The organism is Streptomyces sp. SID5910, from assembly GCF_009862125.1.
Classification (GTDB): Bacteria; Actinomycetota; Actinomycetes; order Streptomycetales; family Streptomycetaceae; genus Streptomyces.
The window spans coordinates 1-18,235 of record NZ_WWHX01000801.1 but is presented as its reverse complement, the minus strand read 5'-3'; the positions used below and the strand labels follow the sequence as shown (position 1 = coordinate 18,235).

General features: G+C 68.6%; 17 protein-coding genes, 1 tRNA gene and 4 pseudogenes. 11 read left to right on the top strand and 11 right to left on the bottom strand.

Annotation, left to right across the window (positions count from 1 at the left end):
- The coding region (locus GTW67_RS28255; protein WP_161167589.1) for a nitroreductase family deazaflavin-dependent oxidoreductase at positions 1-517 on the bottom strand (517 nt) is incomplete at its 3' end.
- 126 nt (positions 518-643) lie between these two features.
- Between GTW67_RS28255 and GTW67_RS28250 the strand changes: the two genes are divergently transcribed.
- The 4 genes and pseudogenes from GTW67_RS28250 to GTW67_RS28235 all read left to right on the top strand — a co-directional run.
- On the top strand, positions 644-1,150 hold the full coding sequence (locus tag GTW67_RS28250) for a MarR family winged helix-turn-helix transcriptional regulator (protein ID WP_161167588.1): 507 nt from the start codon (positions 644-646) through the stop codon (positions 1,148-1,150).
- Between the two features lie 147 nt (positions 1,151-1,297).
- Positions 1,298-1,933: a hypothetical protein gene (locus GTW67_RS28245; RefSeq protein ID WP_161167592.1), complete on the top strand. Its 636-nt coding sequence runs from the start codon at positions 1,298-1,300 to the stop codon at positions 1,931-1,933.
- Positions 1,934-2,136: 203 nt separating this feature from the next.
- Positions 2,137-2,841, top strand: coding sequence for a DUF4396 domain-containing protein (locus tag GTW67_RS28240; RefSeq protein ID WP_161167587.1), 705 nt, complete (start codon positions 2,137-2,139; stop codon positions 2,839-2,841).
- Between the two features lie 408 nt (positions 2,842-3,249).
- Positions 3,250-3,721 (top strand): annotated as a pseudogene (locus GTW67_RS28235) (DUF3152 domain-containing protein); the annotation flags it as partial.
- 67 nt (positions 3,722-3,788) lie between these two features.
- On the opposite strand, the gene GTW67_RS28230 reads toward GTW67_RS28235, so the two are convergent.
- The 4 genes and pseudogenes from GTW67_RS28230 to GTW67_RS28215 form a co-directional block, all read right to left on the bottom strand.
- Positions 3,789-5,495: a chloride channel protein gene (locus tag GTW67_RS28230; RefSeq protein WP_161167591.1), complete on the bottom strand. Its 1,707-nt coding sequence runs from the start codon at positions 5,493-5,495 to the stop codon at positions 3,789-3,791.
- A 138-nt stretch (positions 5,496-5,633) separates the two neighbouring features.
- Positions 5,634-6,119: pseudogene (locus GTW67_RS28225) on the bottom strand (hopanoid C-3 methylase HpnR); the annotation flags it as partial.
- Positions 6,120-6,253: 134 nt separating this feature from the next.
- Positions 6,254-6,829, bottom strand: a complete 576-nt coding sequence (locus GTW67_RS28220) for a TerD family protein (protein WP_161167586.1) — start codon at positions 6,827-6,829, stop codon at positions 6,254-6,256.
- A gap of 90 nt (positions 6,830-6,919) precedes the next feature.
- Positions 6,920-7,186: a GlsB/YeaQ/YmgE family stress response membrane protein gene (locus GTW67_RS28215; RefSeq protein WP_161167585.1), complete on the bottom strand. Its 267-nt coding sequence runs from the start codon at positions 7,184-7,186 to the stop codon at positions 6,920-6,922.
- 149 nt (positions 7,187-7,335) lie between these two features.
- Here GTW67_RS28215 and GTW67_RS28210 point away from each other — a divergent pair, with 149 nt between their 5' ends.
- The 3 genes from GTW67_RS28210 to GTW67_RS28200 all read left to right on the top strand — a co-directional run bounded on the left by GTW67_RS28210 (position 7,336) and on the right by GTW67_RS28200 (position 10,331).
- The gene (locus tag GTW67_RS28210; protein ID WP_161167584.1) at positions 7,336-7,722 is read left to right on the top strand and encodes a BlaI/MecI/CopY family transcriptional regulator; all 387 of its coding nucleotides are present in this window, start codon (positions 7,336-7,338) and stop codon (positions 7,720-7,722) included.
- A gap of 6 nt (positions 7,723-7,728) precedes the next feature.
- Complete coding sequence (locus GTW67_RS28205) at positions 7,729-8,661, top strand: M56 family metallopeptidase (RefSeq protein WP_161167583.1); 933 nt, start codon at positions 7,729-7,731, stop codon at positions 8,659-8,661.
- Between the two features lie 293 nt (positions 8,662-8,954).
- Complete coding sequence (locus GTW67_RS28200) at positions 8,955-10,331, top strand: LCP family protein (RefSeq protein WP_202437804.1); 1,377 nt, start codon at positions 8,955-8,957, stop codon at positions 10,329-10,331.
- A gap of 135 nt (positions 10,332-10,466) precedes the next feature.
- Here the strand turns inward: GTW67_RS28200 and GTW67_RS28195 are convergent, their stop codons facing one another.
- The 3 genes from GTW67_RS28195 to GTW67_RS28185 all read right to left on the bottom strand — a co-directional run bounded on the left by GTW67_RS28195 (position 10,467) and on the right by GTW67_RS28185 (position 12,343).
- Entirely contained in the window at positions 10,467-10,922 is a 456-nt protein-coding gene (locus GTW67_RS28195; protein ID WP_161167582.1) for a tellurite resistance TerB family protein, read from the bottom strand.
- Between the two features lie 135 nt (positions 10,923-11,057).
- Entirely contained in the window at positions 11,058-12,029 is a 972-nt protein-coding gene (locus GTW67_RS28190; RefSeq protein WP_161167581.1) for a sporulation protein, read from the bottom strand.
- Between the two features lie 95 nt (positions 12,030-12,124).
- On the bottom strand, positions 12,125-12,343 hold the full coding sequence (locus tag GTW67_RS28185; protein ID WP_161167580.1) for a hypothetical protein: 219 nt from the start codon (positions 12,341-12,343) through the stop codon (positions 12,125-12,127).
- Between the two features lie 368 nt (positions 12,344-12,711).
- Between GTW67_RS28185 and GTW67_RS28180 the strand changes: the two genes are divergently transcribed.
- The 4 genes and pseudogenes from GTW67_RS28180 to GTW67_RS28165 form a co-directional block, all read left to right on the top strand.
- A complete protein-coding gene (locus GTW67_RS28180; RefSeq protein ID WP_161167579.1) occupies positions 12,712-14,049 on the top strand; it encodes a hemolysin family protein in 1,338 nt (445 codons plus the stop codon).
- Entirely contained in the window at positions 14,046-15,065 is a 1,020-nt protein-coding gene (locus GTW67_RS28175) for a hemolysin family protein (RefSeq protein ID WP_161167578.1), read from the top strand. The genes GTW67_RS28180 and GTW67_RS28175 overlap by 4 nt, the downstream gene beginning before the upstream one ends.
- Before the next feature lie 970 nt (positions 15,066-16,035).
- Positions 16,036-16,155 (top strand) — tRNA-Gly (locus GTW67_RS28170).
- A gap of 79 nt (positions 16,156-16,234) precedes the next feature.
- Positions 16,235-16,580: pseudogene (locus GTW67_RS28165) on the top strand (ATP-binding protein); the annotation flags it as partial.
- 9 nt (positions 16,581-16,589) lie between these two features.
- Here GTW67_RS28165 and GTW67_RS37925 read toward each other — a convergent pair.
- The 3 genes and pseudogenes from GTW67_RS37925 to GTW67_RS37920 all read right to left on the bottom strand — a co-directional run.
- A pseudogene (locus tag GTW67_RS37925) lies at positions 16,590-16,775 on the bottom strand (transposase); the annotation flags it as partial.
- A gap of 255 nt (positions 16,776-17,030) precedes the next feature.
- Positions 17,031-17,465: a DUF6228 family protein gene (locus GTW67_RS28155; RefSeq protein ID WP_161163974.1), complete on the bottom strand. Its 435-nt coding sequence runs from the start codon at positions 17,463-17,465 to the stop codon at positions 17,031-17,033.
- Positions 17,462-17,641 (bottom strand): hypothetical protein, encoded by a 180-nt coding sequence (locus GTW67_RS37920; protein WP_237518718.1) that lies wholly within the window; start codon positions 17,639-17,641, stop codon positions 17,462-17,464. Before GTW67_RS37920 ends, GTW67_RS28155 begins: the two co-directional genes overlap by 4 nt.
- Positions 17,642-18,235 lie beyond the last annotated feature (594 nt).

Here is an 18,235-nt window from a genome sequence, read left to right as displayed (position 1 = left end):
CGCTCTTCCGATCTGTGTCCGGTGGACAGGTGTCTGTCTCGAGGCGGACGAAGGGGATCGTGCGCCCGGCTTCGCGCAGGGCCGACTCGGTGCCGTCGGCGGGCAGTCCCAGGTAGGCGCACAGGCGGCGGGCGGTGCGAGGGTGGCGCCGGCCGTAGTGCGTCATGATCTCGGCGCCTTCGTCCGAAGTGAGGAAGCGGGCGGTGACTGCGTGGTGGCGGTTGCCGTACTGCACGACCGTCTTCGGCTGGGCACGTAGGTTGCGGTACCAGTCGGCGCGCGGGCCGAAGCCGGACGCGACTGTCCAGGAGCGGTACGGGGCCTCGTGCGCCACGACTTCGAGGACCACTCTGCGATCGCTTCCGCTGACTCGGCCCACATGGTGCAACAGCAGCAACCGTTTGCCGAGCAGGGGTCCCAGGCCGGCCCGGAACATGAGGATGGGCGCGCGAGCGGCCAGCCGACGCCAGCCAGTGGGAACGCGTGGTCTGGCGGGGTCCGCTTCATCAGGTGTCATGCTCGCCTTCCAGAGGGTGGGTGGTGTCCACTCCCCGTCTCGACGGGGCGGAAGACCCGTGGTTCGTCACTTCGGCAGGCAAAATTTTGCACAGTCTAAATGATGGATCCCGGGTAGAAAGGATCCATGGTGGAGCGCGGGTCCCACGAGGGGGCCACGGACGATGTCGATGCCGTCACGCGGGAGGTGCTGACCGCGTCCCGGCTGCTGGTGGCGGTCTCCGCCCGTTCTCTGTCCGCTGTCGAGGACCGGGTAACGTTGCCGCAGTTCCGGATGCTGGTCGTCCTGTCCACCCGGGGTGCCAGCAAGCTGGTCGCTCTCGCCGAGTTCCTCCATGTCGCTCCCTCTACTGCCATGCGCATGGTGGACCGGCTCATCGCCGCCGGGCTGGCGGACCGCCAGGTCAATCCCGACAACCGACGCGAGACCCTGCTGCGTCTGACGCCGGAGGGTCGCCGTACGGTCGAGGAGGTCACCGCCCGGCGGCGCGCGGAGATTGCCGCCATCGTCGAACGTCTGGGACCGGAGCAGCGGTTGGTGCTGATCGGCGCCCTGGCCGCCTTCAATGAGGCGGGCGCGGAGCCCTCCGCGCCGGCTGCCGACACCGAGCTGTCTCCGCTCGGCTGGGAGTGACGATACCCGACGCTATTTTGCATAATGCAATGATGCATGGGTGCGAGTCCCATGCCCGTTGCGGGTGTGAGGGGGGGCCTACGTATGAGCAGACTGCACTCTGGTCCGTCCGTCGACGGGTCTTACGCGGCGGCTCATGTGCGCGCCATGGTCTGGGGGCCTGCGGAGTTCATGGGCCTGCCGCCTCGAATGTTGATCGGCGAGGGCCTTTGCGCCGGAGTCCTCGGTACGGGGCTGATCGTGGGTGCCGGATTCTTCGGCGCCTGGACCGGCGAGTCCGCCTTCGTCGCGGGCGATGCAGGCGTGGTGTGCGCGCTGGGGCTGGTCCTCTACTTGTTCCTCGTTCGCGCCGGCCGGGCCTTGGTGGGGATCGTCGCCGTCCTGGCCGTGGGCCTCGCACTGCACACGCCTCAGATCGCAGCCGGCGTGGTCCTCACGGCCCGGGGGCAGGAGCGGTCCGTGGTCGTGAGGTCTGTCCAGGCGCGTGAGGAGGCGTCTGGGGCCCGGGGCCGCTACATCTGCTCGGTGGAAAACCGTGACGGAGCGCCCTCCGCCGCCCGGATCTGGCGGGGGTGCACGCGGTCCACCCGGCCGGGGGACGCGCTGGCGCTCGTCTACGATCCGAAAGGGCTGGTACCTCCGCGCGGTGTGGAGGGCGCGACGAGCATCGTGGACGCGCTGAGGAGTCTGGGCGGCTGGGTCGTCAGCCTGGTCATCGCCTGTGTCATCGCAGTGGTGCGGTCCTTTCGCCAGCTTGACCACCCGGTCGTCCCCAGGTCCTGATCGTCCTGGTGGCCAGGGTGCCAGTCACGCAAATCGTCCGTGAATGAGTGGCGGCGTCGGGCGGCGACCTTCTCCGAAGAGGTCACCCTGACACGAGACGTCCGGGCCACGCCACCGGCCCAGCGTCTCTGTACTGGCCGGCCCCCGCCGGGGTACCCGGCCGCCTGATCAACGGTGACGTCGACGAGCGGGCAGGTGAACGTATGGAGCGGCAGGTGCAGCCGGCCGGCTGGGTCGAGGCGGTGGGTTGGTTCAGCCTGGCCGTGGCCTTCGCCAGTGTGCTCGTCATCCTGGCTGACATCGTTCTCGGCGGCCGGCGCCAGAAGATGTGGATCATGAATGTGGTGTATCCGGTCACCGCCCTGTACTGGGGGCCGGTCGCCGTGTGGTTCTACTTCACGCGCGGTCGGCGCACCTCGAAGCCGCTGGTCGAAGAGCGGGGCATGCCAGACTCCGACAAGCTGCCCAAGTGGGACGTGCAGTCGAAGGCCATCAGCCACTGCGGGGCCGGGTGCACCCTGGGAGACATTGGTGCCGAGTGGCTCGTCTACGCGGCCTCACTCACGCTCGCAGGCAAGGCCCTCTACGCCGACTTCGCCTTGGACTTCGCCTTCGCCTGGATTCTGGGCATCCTCTTCCAGTACTTCACCATCGTCCCCATGCGCAACATCGGCCGGCTCAAGGGCGTCTGGGCAGCCGTGAAGGCGGACACCCTGTCCATCATCGCGTTTCAGGTCGGCCTCTTCCTCGGCATGTGGCTCTATCAGGAGGTGATCTTCTCGCCCGGCCTGCCGAAGACGAGTGCTGCGTACTGGATGTTGATGCAGATGTCCATGGTTCTCGGCTTCTTCACCGCCTGGCCGGTCAATGCCTGGCTGGTGCGGATCGGCTGGAAGGAGAAGATGTGACCCCCGGGAGGACGCGCGGACGGCCTCGCAGTAGTCGGCGGCCGCTCTCTTCGTACACCCCGGTGTAGGCGACGCCGACTCGGGCTGAGCGGCCCGAGCCGGCGTCGCTTCACAGGCTCCCTCTCGGACGGTCATCGGTCGCGGCCCGCGTACGTGGTTGCCGGACACCGGCAACAATCAACGCTTGAACCGCGGGGCTTTCCCGCACAGTCAAGTATGAGCCGCCGGGCCCGCGGTGGACCGACCGCAGCGGTGCGCTTGCCCGGAACCGTGGTACCGCGTTCCCTGGGGTAGTGTCCGAGGAGCCGTGGGATCGCGAGCCTTCCGCTCGCCGATCGTGGCGCTTTGGAGGACCTGCTCCCGCCTGGACCGCACGGGCCGTGGCCATAGACCCGGGGCCGCCGCGGTGAGGACGGTAGCAGCGTCGTGGCGGATGCTGCGGCGCGGGAGATCGCCGGAATCCTGGGAGATCCGCGCGGCTGGGACAGCGACGGCGTGAACTCCCGCTCGTGGCATCGGGGCCGCGCGACTTCGTCGTGAAGGTCGCCGCGCCGCACACGGTGGACTGTCTGTGCGGGGTGGCGGGCCTGGACACGCACGGTGAGGTCAATTGCAGTGTCGGCCGCACGGTGGTGGTGAATCTGCGGCGCTGGCTGTTCGGTTCGCCGGAGTTCGACGGACCGATCGAGGAGTACCGGGCGCTCGTCATCAATCACGAGGTCGGGCACCGAACCGGGCACGGTCGTGAGACCTGCCCTGGTGCGGGTCGGCCCGCACCGGTGATGATGCAGCAGATCAAGGGGCTGAAGGGATGTGTCGCGAAGGCCTGGCCCTCCGACTTCGCCGGGCGCCCACCTCGGCGGGGCCGCACGTCTCGTGACCGGTGACGGGCGAACGCCGAAAGGAGACAGCGCGCGGCTCGGCGGGGGCCGGAGCCTTCTCCTTCGTCACCGGGGAGAGGCGGCCGTCGAGGTGTCCTGTGGCGGGTGCAGTGATCTCAGGGCGCCTTGATGGCTCAGCCAGCCGACCGGTTCGTCCCTTCCGGCGTCCAGGACCGGGAGTCCCGTGCCGGAGGCGGACAGCAGGGAATGCAGCGCGTGTGCGAGTTGCTGGTCGGCGGTCACGCGTGGTGGCATCTCCACGAGGTCGCCCGTCACCGACGGTGCGCCGTCGGGTTGTTCCGCCAGGGCTTCGGTCACTGCGCGCGCGGTGACGACGCCCAGGTACGCGCCCTCGGGATCACGAACCGGCAGGGCTCCGTGTTCGGAACGGCTCAGGAGACGAGCGGCTTCCGCCAGCTTCAAGGAGTCGGCCACCGGGGCCGGCAGTGGTTCCATGACATTGGCGACCGCCTCGCCGCCGATGGCCGCGCCTGCTGCCGGGCCCTCCAAGTCGATGCCGCGGCGGCGCAGTTTGAGGGTGTAGACGGTGTCCCTGGTCAGCACCCGGCTGGTGACGGTGGCCAGGACGATCGCCAGCATCAACGGAAGGATGATCGAGTATTCGCCGGTGAGTTCGAAGAGGATCACCACGGCCGTGATCGGGGCGCGGGAGGCGCCCGCGAAGACGGCCCCCATGCCGACCAGCGCGTACGCGCCGACCGCGCCTGTGGCCCCGGGCAGCATGGTGTGTACGCCGGCGCCGAATGCCGCGCCCAGCGTCGCCCCGATGAACAGGCTGGGCGCGAACACCCCGCCCGACCCGCCGATGCCGATGGTCAGACTGGTGGCGATCATCTTGCCCAGGAGCAGTACCAGGAGGAATCCGATCGCGTACTTGCCCTCGGTGGCGCCTTCCAGTACCGGGTACCCCACGCCGTACATCTCCGGCAGGGCGAGCAGGACGATGCCGAGGACCAGGCCGCCCGCCGCGGGGCGCAGCCACTCCGGCCCGCGCCAGACCCAGTCGCAGGCGTCCTCGATCGCGTACAGGACGCGCGTGAAGGCGACCCCGACCCCGCCGGCGAGGACTCCCAGGACGGCGAAGAGGGCGTACTGGATCAGGTGCTGCACATGGAAGGCGGGCAGGGTGAGAAAGGCCACGTCTCCGAATGCGGCGCGGCCGATGATGCTGGCCACGACGCTGGCGAGGACGGTGGCACCGAACGCCTCGATGCTGAAGGCGGCCAATATCAGTTCCATCGCGAAGATGACTCCGGCCAGCGGGGCATTGAAGGTGGCGGCGATGCCGCCCGCCGCGCCGCACGCGACCAGGAGCTTCACCCGGTCCTCGGGGAGCCTGGTCAGCCGGCCCGCAGTCGACCCGAGCGCGGAGCCGATCTGCACGATCGGCCCCTCGCGGCCCACCGACCCTCCCGATCCGATGGCCAGTGCCGAGGCGATGGTCTTGACCACGGCGACCTTGGGACTGATCCGCCCACCGCGCTGCGCCACCGCGAGCATGACCTCCGGGACACCATGACCGCGTGCCTCCTTGGCGAACCGGTTGACCAGAGGCCCGTACAGCAGCCCGCCGACGACCGGCACCGCGAGCACGAAGAAGGGGCCCAGCCAGGAGACGTGCGGGTTGCTGCTCCCTGGTGCCGCCGCGTAGTCGTCGTGCCCCGAGAAGAACCGGGTGAAGGTCTGGATGCACCACCGGAAGGCGATCGAACCCAGCCCCGTCCCCGCTCCGACCAGCATGGCCAGAATCATCATCGAGCCCCGGATGTCCGAGACCGGGCGACCGGCCCGTCGTTCACTGTGTATGACGCTCACTGCTTCCCCTTCCTCACTTTTGCATTATGCAAAGAGCGTCAAGGGGCAGGGCTCGCGGGTACCAGTTCCTTTCCGTCAGTCGGCGGCGGGGCCCGCGGGCGTGTCTTTGGAACCGCCGCGCGTGTGCACGTACAGCGGACATCGGTCACCGGCGTCGAGCCGCTTGGGCAGGGGCAGCTCGTAGCTGACCGGACAGGCGTGGTCGGCCAGTTGACGGTGCGGGTTGTAGACCTGGTTGAACTTCCGCAGCATCCGGACGAAGTCGGTCTGCCCGTGCAGCAGGTTCCGGCCGAGGATGCGGGCCGCGCCGAACGCGGTGCGCAGGCCCAGGTGCTTGCGGTTGATCACGGCCTGGGTGCGCACCAGCTCCTCGTAGAATCGCTCCAGGGACAGTGCGGTGGGGACCACGGCGTGCTGGATGTCGAAGAGGCGGTAGTCGCGGGTGGTGAGCCGGCGCGACTCCGTGTGCCAGGTCTCCGTGCCGTGGTAGGGCGTCATCACGGTGAAGTGGACGATCTCCGGGGCCGAGAGGGCGAACTCCCGCACCAGTCCGAACTGCTCCTGCGCTCGGCGGGCAAGGCCGCACGCATTCTCCGAAGTGAGAAGAAGGCGTTGAAGGATCGTGAGCAGTGAGCTGAGCCGGCTCGGGGGGAGAGCGAGGTCCTGCTCCGGTGAGCAGGACCGACGTGGCTCCGTCAGACGTTGACGCCGAAGTCGGCGGCAATTCCGGCCAGTCCGGAGGCGTAGCCCTGGCCGACGGCCCGGAACTTCCACTCGGCGCCGTGCCGGTAGAGCTCGCCGAAGACCATCGCGGTCTCGGTCGAGGCGTCCTCGGAGAGGTCGTAGCGGGCGATCTCCTGTTGGTCGGCCTGATTGACGACGCGGATGAAGGCGTTGCGGACCTGGCCGAAGCTCTGGCCGCGGTTGTTCGCATCGTGGATGGAGACCGGGAAGGCGATCCTGTCGACCTCGGCGGGGACGGCGGCGAGGTTCACCTTGACGGCTTCGTCGTCGCCCTCGCCCTCGCCGGTGAGGTTGTCGCCGGTGTGCTCGACCGAGCCGTCGGGGCTGGTGAGGTTGTTGTAGAAGACGAAGTGACCGTCCGTCGGGACCTTGCCGGTGGCGTCGAGGAGCAGCGCCGAGGCGTCCAGGTCGTAGTCGGTGCCGGTCGTGGTGCGCACGTCCCAGCCCAGGCCGACCAGTACGGCGGTCAGGCCCGGCGCCTCCTTGCTCAGCGAGACGTTGCCGCCCTTGGCCAGGGAGACTCCCATTGCGTACTCCTTCTCGGTAGGTGTGGTGTGGCCCGCGCTGTGTGCGGGGCCACGGATGTCGGAGAGAGGGGGCAAGAGCTTGTGGGGCTGTCAGTCCCGGGAGTTGCCGAACAGCAGGCGGTAGCCGACCAGAAGGACGAGGGCGCCGACGACGGCAGACCCCCATGTCGCGGCGTCGAAGAACTCCCGCTGCACCGGTCGGTCGAGGAACTCGGCCGACAGCCAGCCACCGAGGAAGGCACCGGCGATGCCGATCACCGTCGTGCCGACGCAACCGCCGGGATCCCGTCCGGGCAGGATCGCCTTGGCGATCGCTCCGGCGAGCAGTCCCAGCACCAGCCAGGCGATGACACCCATATTTCCGCGCTCCTCACCGCCGTGTTGTTCCTGAGGTGAACGTCCCCGGCACAGCCTATCTTCTACAGTGATGTAGAGGGTGTGGTGGTCGGGGGCGTCTATACGATGTCCGTCTGGGAAACGGGCGATGGGCGGAAGGGAGGCGGGGCGTGGCGGACAGTCGGCGTCCCCGGCGGCGGGGGCAGGGTGAGCTCGAGGCGCTGGTGCTGTCGGCGCTGCGGGAGACGGGCGAGCCGGCCACGGCCGGCCAGGTGCACGAGCACCTTGGCGAGGATCTCGCCTACACGACGGTGATCACTATCTTGACCCGGTTGCTGGACAAGGGTGTGGTGGCCCGTGAGCGGGCAGGCCGTTCGTTCGTCTGGCGGCCGGTCGCCGACCAGGCGGGTCTGGCGGCGCGGAAGATGCGCCGGGTCCTGGACGCGGAGAACGACAGGGAGGCGGTGCTGACCAGCTTCCTCACTGCGCTCGACCCGGCTGACGAACAGCTTCTGCGCGGCCTGCTGGCTCAGCCGCGGAGCGACGAAGGAGACTGACGCCTCATGGGGGTCTTCGTCTTCCTGCCGCTCGTCCTGCCGCTTACCGCTTGGCCGATCTCCCGGCTGGCCGAGCAGCATCTGCACCCGCGGACAGCGACCAGGCTGCTCACCGTTGTGGCCACTGTGATGGCGCTGTGCAGCACGGTGTGCCTGGCACTGGTCATGGTGGTCGGGACGGCGCAGCTGCCGGGGAATCCTCTGCCCGACGGCTGGTCCGACCCGGAGGTGCGCGCGGCCGTTCCCTTCGACGAAGTGGCCGGGAAGGTGGCGATCCCGTCTCTGGGTGCGGTGCTCCTGGCCTGCGGGCGGACGCTGTGGCGGCACGGTCGGGTACGCCGTCGTGCTCACCGCGCGCTGACCGGACTGCCGGATACCACGGTGGCCGTCCTCGCGGACGACGTCCCTTACGCGTACGCCTTGCCCGGCGCACGACGAGACCGAGTCGTGGTGACCACCGCCCTGCTTGGCTGCCTGGAACCGGCGGAGCGCCGGGCGCTGTTCGCCCACGAGCGGGCACACCTTGCCGGGCGACATCACCGCTATCTGCTCGCTGTGCAATTGGCCTCACGTGCCAACCCATTCCTGCGACCACTGCGCTCCACGGTGACGTACGCGGCGGAACGGTGGGCCGACGAGGAAGCGGCCAGTGCCGTGGGGAGCCGGCGGGTCGTGGCGCATGCGATCGGCAAGGCGGCTCTGGTGTCACGCGAAGTGCCCGTGGCGACACTGGCGGGCATGGCCGGGCCGGGGCCGGTGCCGCGCAGGGTGGCCGCCCTGCTGAAGCCCGCTCCGGTGCCGCGCACTTGGCCGTCGGTGTCCACTTCGGTGGGGTGGGCGGCGTGGGCGGCGGCGGCGGGCACCGCCGTGTCGGCGATGTCGTCCGCGAACTCGGCCGTGACCATGTTCTTCATCCTGCACGCTGCGACACCGCTCTGATCGAGAGGGTCGAGAGCCAGGCGCGGCCTGCCGACGCGACTGCGGTGGGAACCCCGGCGAAGGCCCATGCGGCGAGTTCGCGGGCGATCGGCGACAGCCTGTCGGTGAGGATGCCGGCGGCAGGCGGCACACGTGCGGTCGTGGTGAGCGGCACGACCGTACCCGACGGTGCGGCTCTCCTGACATTCCCCCGAACTTCTACATCAATGTAGAGTTCTGCTGCTCGGCGGCGAAGACGCCGGGTGCCGGACACCAGAGACCGGGCGGCACGGCTGAGCGGAGGATCGTCCTCAATGGGCGGTAAGGGAAGACGGCGCGCTTCCTCGGACAGGCCACCCCGGCTGACCAGGCGGGGACGGATCCTGCTGTGGGGCGCCGGCGTGTGCTCCGTGCTCATCTTGGGTGTCGCCGGGTTCGGAGCATGGGTCTACAAGGATCTGGACGGCAACATCGACGCCGCTGACGTCGACAACAAGTTGGGCGGCGATCGCCCCGAGAACCTCAGTCCCGGCTCGAAGAACATCCTGGTGGTCGGCTCCGACAGTCGGGACGGCGACAACGCCGAGTACGGCAAGGGTCTGACAACCATGCAGTCGGACACGCTGATGGTGCTGCACGTACCCGCGAACCGCGAGTGGGCCACGGTCGTGTCATTCCCGCGCGACTCGTGGGTGGAGATATCCGCCTGTGACAAGGGCGATGGCGCGATGTCCGCATCCCATCACGCCAAGATCAACGAGGCGTTCGCGATCGGTGGTACGAGCGGCGACGTGGCCAGTGCGGCCGCCTGCACCATCAAGACGGTGGAGGCCCGCACCGGCCTGCGCATCGACCACTTCGTGTCCGTCGACTTCCAGGGTTTCAAGGGCATGGTCAACGCTCTGAACGGCATAGAGGTGTGTCCCGAGGAGGCCATCCATGACAAGAAGGCCCACCTGGACCTGGAGGCGGGCTGCCAGACCGTCAGGGACGAAGAGGCACTGGGGTACGTCCGTGCCCGCTACAGCGTCGGTGACGGATCGGACGTCGGACGCATCGGCAGGCAGCAGGAGTTCATGGAGGCGCTGGCCGCCAAGGCGCAGTCGAAGCTGACGAACCCCAGCTCCCTATACGGCTTTCTGCAGTCGGCCACCAAGTCGTTGACGACGGACAAGGACCTGGCCGGTATCAAACCGCTCTACGGCCTTGCTGCCGAACTGAAGGGCATCCCCAGCGACCGGCTCACCTTCCTGACCGTGCCGAACTACCCTCGTGAGGCCGATGTGCCCACGGACAGGGCCAACGTCGTGTGGCAGTATCCGCAAGCGGCCGAAGTGTTCACGTCACTGGCCGAGGACGCGGAGGTCGACAAGGAGCAGGTGGAGGCGGACGTGGAGAACCCGGTCCATGCCTCTGCCGTAAGGGTGCGCGTTCTCAACGGCACCGGAGTGCCCGGGCGAGCCGCGGCCGTCGCCGAGGAACTTCGTCAGGCGGGCTTCACCGTCGTTGACACGGGCAACGCTGAGGCGAGCAGCGATACGACGGTGAGCTATCCGCCCGGCCTGGAGCGGCAGGCCGAGGTGCTCGCAAGCAGGACACCCGGTGCCCGGTCTCAGCGGGACGGGGAGGCCGCGTCCGGTCTGGTGACTCTCGTCGTGGGAACCGATCTCGTTCCTGAACGCATCCGGTGAGCAGCGCTTCGCGTGCCGATCGACCCCGGTCGTCCGCAGATGTGGCCTGCGTCGCCCCGGCTGCGAAGGACGGAGAGACCTGCCGGAACGACACACGACTGTGGTCGCTCCGGCGCGCGGGTGCCTGTCCGCTGGTCAGAGATCGAACTCGTGGGGCGGGAGGTCGAGGGCGTAGCACGCCTCGCGAACGACGGCCTGCTCGTCCTTGTCGAAGTCGCCGTCGGCTCCGCCGATCACGATGCCGATCTGCACCACGGCCCGGGCCTCGGCGGGCTTCTTCTTCGCCTTGGCGATCTCCTGGAGGACGCTGACCTTGCCGAGCGCGAAGTCGGCGGCGAGCTTGTTCAGGTTGTCCTCGAAGCGGCGGTGCAGGTCGTCGGCGGGGAAATTCTGCAGTACGTCGTTGGTGGCGATGAGCTGGGCGACACGCTGTCGTTCCGAGGAGTCGACGGTGCCGTCGGCTGCGGCGACCAGCGCACACATCGCCATGCTCGCGTCGCGGAAGGCGCCGCTCTTGAGGTCGTTCTTCTTCGCAGTGAGCTGGGTCTGCATCTGGGATGCGGACTCCTTGAAGCGGTCCCACAGGGCCATGAACACTCCAAACGGGTTGAGGTGAGCCCCTGCGCGATGCGGCTCGGGGCAGTTGAAAGCTCGTGCTGTGGTCGGAAAGCGGATAACGGAGCGCGCGGCTCCGTCCCTGGGCCTGGCGTGGGCTCCGGCAGCCGCTCAGTCCTCGCTCTCGAAGAAGTCCCCCACCTCGTCGACGACTTCGGCGGCGACCATGCCGCCGACGACACCGACCGCGAGGCCGGCGGCTCCGGCAGCGATCGCCGTTCCCATACCCGGGCCGGAGCGGTGGTTGTCGTCGTGATGATGTTCACCGTGGCCGTGGTGTCCGTGGTCGGCGAAGGGCGCACCGTGCCCGTAGGCGGACCGGTGCTCGACGATCTGACGGATCCAGCCGTCGACTTCCGCCGTCCAGTCGCGGTTGTCGTGGTGGCCGACGGTGAAACGGGTGAGCGCGTCGTGGCCGGAGGAGAACAGGCCGCCGCGCTTGTCGGCTTCCAGGACCACCTCCAGTCCTGCGGGGCCGGCCAGGAAGGTCAGCTCGATCTCGTTGACCTGGTGGGCGTGCTGGGGTGCGGGGGTGAGCTCGATCTCCTGGTAGAAGGGGAGCTGTTGCCCGGTGCCGCCGATGTGTCCGTACTCGAGGTCGGCGGACTTGAAACCGAAGCCGAGCTGTCCGAGGGCTTCCAGGATCGCTTCCTGGGCCGGCAGCGGGCCGACGGTGAGCTGGTCCAGGTCGCCCTTGTCCTTGGCGCCCGCGACCGCGAGCTCGGTGCGCACACCGAGCACGATGCCCAGAGGTTGCCCGTACAGTTCGGTGACGGGTGTCTCCCAGGGCAATACGACGGTGAAGGGGACGCTGCGTGCCTCTTCGGCGGCCAGCCGGAAGCCGCCGCCGACGGTGAACCGGTCGAAGACGACGACGCCCTCGCTCTCCCCCTCCTCGTGCTCGGCCTCGACCCGGGCCACGAGGTCGAGCGTGATGTGCTCGATGGCGAAATCGGCCTGGCCACCTTTGAGGTGCACCTGACCGCTGAGTGCGCCGCCGGGCAGAACGGGCGCCGGATCGAGGACCGTGTCGACCGTGGGGGCGCCCACGCCGAGCGAGCCGAGAAGTCGCTTGAACACCATCGTGGCGTCCACTCCTTATGCGTGCGTGTGATTCTTCAGAAAGGTGCCGTCCGCCTGCGCGGCGACGGACGGCACTACGTCCCTTGCCCGGCCGACTACTTGGCTGCTTCGAGAGCGGCGAGGGCCTGCGCCCAGCGGACGTACTGCAAGTCGGCCAAGTCCGCGACAGTCTTGACGCCAAACGCCTCCTGGAGCAGCTCACCGTCGCGGCCGGAGACGCCCTTCAGCGCCGCCACGGGGGCGGCGAGTATCTCCGGCAGCCTCTTGTCCGCCCACGCCTTGTCCAGCACCTTGTCCAGGTCGATCGAGGGCATGCGTGTCGTCTCCACAAGGCGCGGGCCCGGGTCGCCCCAAGGCCTGTTTCTACAAACGAGTAGAAGCATAGAGTTGCCTCGGCGGATCAAGAGCGCCCTGCGGGTTGCCTCGCCGGGAAAGGCCGAAATCCGCCCCTGGGCTGGCCAGAGGCTGCCTGGCCCGAAGGCCGTTCACTGGGGACGGTGTGCCGGAAATGAGGGGGACGCATGCCGGGGGTGGGAACCTGGTTTCAGCCAGAACCGTTCTGCTGTCTGCACGTACAGGTAAGGAGCCGGCGCTTGTCCGCCAGATCGACGGGCCCTTCGGGGCTCGGTCCCCGGCCATTCCGCACACGGTTTGTCGAGGGCCCGAGGCGGGGTGGTGAGGGATGAGTGCTGTGGAAGCGTGGCTGGGTGTGCTGGCCGTGTTCGTGCTGACAGCGGGCACCGGCTACTTCGTCGCGCAGGAGTTCTCCTACGTCTCGGCCGACCGGCTCGCCCTCGCGCGGGAGGCCGACGAAGGGGACAAGAAGGCCGGCCATGCGCTGAAGGTGCTCGAGCGGCTGTCGTTCATGCTCTCGGGTGCCCAGCTCGGCATCACGGTGACCGGCCTGGTCGTCGGATTCATCGCCGAGCCGGCTGTCTCCGCGCTGCTGAGACCGGTGCTGTCCGGTCTAGGTGTTCCCGACGGCGCCGTCACCGGTATCTCGGTGGTGCTGGCATTCGTCCTCGCCACGGTCGTACAGATGGTGCTGGGCGAGCTGGCGCCGAAGAACCTCGCCATCGCCGTGCCGGAAGAGCTGGCCAAGGCACTGGCGGGCTCCACGCTGGCCTACCTGAAGGTGGTCGGCCCGGTGGTACGCGTCTTCGACGGCGCGGCGAACAGGCTGCTACGCAAGATCGGTATCGAGCCGGTCGAGGAGCTGCACCACGGCGCCACACTGGAGGAGCTGGGCCATCTGATCGGCGAGTCCCGCGACCACGGACAGTTGTCCCGCCAGACGGCCGAGCTGGTCGACCACGTACTGGAGTTCTCCGAGCGAACGCTGCGCGAAGTGATGGTGCCGCGCGTCGACGCGGTGTTCGTCCGCAAGGACGCCACCGCTGCCGAGGCCATTGAGCTCGTCGGAAGGTACGGCCACTCCAACTATCCCGTGCTCGGAGACCACCCGGACGACGTCGCGGGTGTGCTCGGGGTACGGGAGCTGATGGGCGTGGCCGCCGAGCGGCAGACCTCCAGCACAGCCGGTTCGCTGGCCCGGGAGACGCTGCTCCTGCCGGACACCCTGCCCCTGCCGGCCGCTGTGGAGCAAATGCGGGAGCGGGACGACGAGTTCGCCGTCGTCCTCGACGAACACGGCGGGGTGGCGGGCGTCGTCACCTACGAGGATGTCGCCGAGGAGCTGGTGGGTGACATCGCCGACGAGTCGGACACCGTCATCGCCGTCGCGGTGCCGGATGGGGCCGGCTGGTTGGTGGATGCCGGGCGCCGTCTGGACGAGGTGGCCGGTGCCACCGGAGTGAAGCTGCCCGAGGAGGACGACTACGACACCGTGGCCGGCCTGATCGTCGACCGGCTCGGCCGCTTCCCCACCATCGGTGACCGGCTCGCCGTGGAGCTTCACGCCGGCGGCAGCGTCCTGATCGACGTACGCACACTGGACCGGCACGTCCCGGAACGGGTCCGGATAGAGCGGCTGGCCGACAAGGCGGAGGAGCAGGCATGAGTTTCCCGATGGCGCTCTTCGTCACCGTTCTGCTGCTCATCGGCAGCGGATTCTTCGTCGCCGCCGAGTTTGCTCTGGTGGCCGCCAAACGGCACCGCATGGAACAGGCGGTCGCCGAGGGGCGGCGCGGTGCCAAGGCCGCACTGGCGGGGATGCGTGAGCTGTCCCTGATGCTGGCCGGTGCCCAGCTCGGCATCACCGTGTGCACGCTGGGCCTCGGCTCTGTCTCCAAGCCCGCGATCTCCCACGAACTCGACCCGCTGCTGCACAAGCTTGGTCTGCCCACCGCGCTCAGCTACGGCATTGCCTTCGCCGTGGCCATGATCGTGGTGGTCTTCCTGCACATGGTGCTCGGCGAGATGGCGCCCAAGTCGTGGGCCATCGCCCATCCCGAGCGTTCCGCGATGCTGCTCTCCCCGGCCTTCCGGGCCGTCGCCACCGCCGTACGCCCGCTCATCTGGGTCCTCAACCGCATCAGCAACGCGCTCGTCCGGCTCTGCCGGGTCACCCCGCGTGACGAGCTGGCCTCCGTCCACAACCGCGAGCAGCTCACCCACCTGGTGGAAGAGTCCGAACGGCTCGGCCTCATCAACGAGACCGACTCAGAACTGCTCACCCGCTCGCTCACCGAGCCGGAGACCCCGGTGCACGAGCTCCAGATCCCGGCCGCCGCCATCACCGCGGTCGACGCCGACGCCGACGCACCACAGATCCTGGCCCTGGCCACCGCCAGTGACCGCACTCGGCTTCTGGTCCTCGAGGACAACGTCGTGCTCGGCTCGGTGCACGCCCGCGACGTCCTGGTTGCCCGCTCCCAAGGCCGGCCCACCACCGCGCGCGCCCTGGCCCGCCCCGTGCCCGAGCTACGTGAGGAAGCCATGGTGGCCGAAGCGATCGAGCTGCTGCGCCGCCGCCGGGCCACCCTCGCGGTGGTTCGCGACGGCTCCTGCGAGCTCGTCGGCATGGTGAGCCTGGACGACCTGCTGGCCCGCTACCTCCAGCCCCGCCCGGCCTGAACAGTCACCTGATGCCCGAGCGCCCCAGGTCATCCTGGGGCGCTCGCGTGTATCTCATCGGGCGCGGCCGAGGGCTCACCGGTACCACTCGTACGTCAGAAACTACAGTGCTGTAGAAATCAATATCGGAGCCTGATCGTCGACGTCCAGATACGGGACTGTAAATCGTTCGGTGTAACTCCCGATCATGGAGGATGCATCGATGACCAGCGAGGACGCAGGCCAGCCAGTTCCGCCAGCAGATCGAGATCGCCGGGGGTGAAAACAGCGGAAGGATACACGCACGTGACGCATTCGACCGTCGTCGAAAATCGCGTAGTCGGAGGCGTACTGCTGGCGGGCGGGGTGCAGCGTGCGGGTGGAGCACGAAGCCTTCGCCCGGTGTGTCCACCGGGTGAGTACCGGTAGACGGTGCGCGCGGCTTTGTCAGGCGACGGCAGAGGTTCCGGAGCGGCGAGGACCGTGTTGTCAAGCTCTCTGCCCGCCTGCACCAGCCGGTCCACGGAGGGCAATACGCCTCGGCCGCATCGTAGATGAGCCAGCACGAGCAGTGCCTGCCGTCCGGCGGCCGGCCGGCGCCGGTCGCTGGGTGCAGCAGGGCGGTGTCCGGGGTGCAGCGCAGCATTTACATGGGCCGCGCCGCCGCACGGATAGCAGCCCGAGCCGGGCCGGCGCAGCGCGGCCAGCTGCTGCACGCGCTACTCGGGCCGTGCTGTACCCGGTCGCCGGCTCTTGCTCCGCCGGTTCCCGTTCGACGATGGGCCCGCCCCCAGTGCTGCATGAGGTCGCAGATCCGCGATGTTCCGGGCGGGATCCGTGCACGGCTGGCCTTGTTCACCCGAAGCGGCTCTGGCACAACCTCTGTGGCCGTGCGGCAAACGGTTGGCGGCGACCTAAAAAGGATTCGTCCGCAGAGAACAGTGTCTCTACACTTGGTCAGAGCGGGAGTGCGCGCGTTTCCGCAGGTTGCGGTGCCGTGGCAGAGCGGTCTATTGCGATCGCCGTGGGCGAGGTCCCTCCCACGGCGACTGACGGGGACGGGGCGGACCTGCTCCCAACTGTCTCGCGGGTTCAAATCCCGTCGGCACCGCAGCCGACCAGGACGTAGTGCAACGCACGGACTGCCGCCTCGCGTCAGGCCCACAGAAGTTGTGCCAAAGCCGGCTCTCACCGAGGCCGCGAAGAAAGGCTGCCGCGTCCGCTACACACTCGCGACGAAGCTGGTCAATGAGCTGGTTGAGGCCGCGGACGAGAAGCAGCTGAACAAGACCATCGCCCGCTACGGCCGCCTAGACCTGCTCTGCATCGACGAACTCGGCCACATGGAACTCGACCGCCACGGCGCCGAACTCCTTCCAGGTCCTGACCGAACACGAGGAGAAGAACAGCGTCGCCATCGCTTCCAACGAGTCGTTCGGCGGCTGGACGAAGACCTTCACTGACCCCCGCCTCCGCGCGGCCTGGTCTTCGATCTCGGGCCGTCTCCCAGACGGTGGGGCCCGGCTCCACTGGTGAACCGTCGTGCGCAGTCGGCCCGGACGGACCGAGAACCGTCGGCAGTTGGCGCCATGTACAGCCCGTCGTGGCCACGAAGTCGATGGCCGCCAGCACCTGTCGGTCCCCGTACCTGCGTCGGCCTCCGCCCTGCGGCCGAATCGAGGTGGCTGGTACCACCTGCTGGAACACCTTCTGCGGCTCTTCCGGCACCAGGCCCGCGCCTGCTTCTACGTCGCGCCAGGACTCGTCCTGTACGTCAGCGGTTCCCTTGGACGACGGTAAGTTCGACGTGTGGGCCGGTGCCGCACACCGCAGCGCTCTGCAGGCCCTTGCGCATTCCGACGCCAGGTGGCTCAGCTTCGCCGGCTGACAGCCGCGCAGCTGCGCGGGCAGCGCCGTCCCTGGCACCCCGGTCCCGGCGGTCTCCGGCCCGCTGAACCGCAGACGAGAGGCCACCGGCCCGGGCGGCTATCCCTGATGTAGGAACGCCCGCAGGTCTTCAGCGACTGCCGTCATCCCTTCACCTGCCTCGATCACGGTCGTCACCGTGCACGTCCAGTCCCCGGAGAAGGGACCGGGCCGAAGCGCCCATCCCAGATCCACATGGCCGCCGGAGCCGAAGACCGCTGTCACGGTCAGGTGGTTGGTGCTCCAGACCCGTTCTCCCTCCCAGCCGCGGAAGTCACGCGCGAGGGCATCGAAGAACGCGCACATGTCGTCCCAGGCGGTGACGGTCACGGTCTCGAGCCGTGCGCGCACACCGTCGGCAACGGCCTCCACCGCGAACGCCGACTCGTACTCATCCGCACGCGACCAGTCGAACAGCCGGACACGGGGCGCCATCGCACCCGGCCCCCGCACGACGACCTCGACCTGCCCCGGCCCTACCTCGATCAGACTCACCCGCTGGAGGATACGGACACCAACACGCTGACGGCATCACCGCTTTCCGATCCTTCGAGGTCCTCCGGTTCCAGGTATTCCAGAGCTTCGGGGTCGATGCCGTGATGCCGGTCCACGTCGAGCAGTTGCCGCACGAACGTGAGGACGAACGTCGAGAAGCGTACGTCGAAGGTCACGCAGCCCTCTTCATGAACCATCGTGACGACCTTCCACCGGTCCGGGTCCGGGTCGCAGGGCAGAAAGAAGCTCGTCCCCGCTGAGGTCGTATCCCCACGAGATCAGCCCTCCGGGCTCCGGGTAGAAGGGGTACGGGACATGCTCGGCATGATGAAAGACAGCGAGTTCGCCGCAGACCAGCCCGCTGCCGTACGGGACCTACGAACGCCCTGAAGTCGCCGGGCAGGGGTGTACCGAGGTACTGCTCGACCTCGTCCCAGCCGTCCTGGTCCGCACGCCCGGTATCAGGCTCGCCCAGCAGAGCCTGCAACTCATCCAACGAGGACATGCACATCTCCCAGGCCGGCCAACGAACAACTCGCGCCGACCTAGCCGCACGCACCACGACGTCACGCGGCGCGGCCGTCATCAGACGGGGCACTGCCCGCGGCCACCGACTAACCGAGCGGAATCCGCGCTGCGGCCGCGCTCGCTGCGTCCCTCTCCGCGCGTGTGGCAGCGTGCTCAGGGCGCGTCATCGACCAGTCCGAAGCCTTCCGGGAACTGCTTCAGGAACTGGCGGCGAGACGGGTCGGTCTCAGCGGCTGCCATCA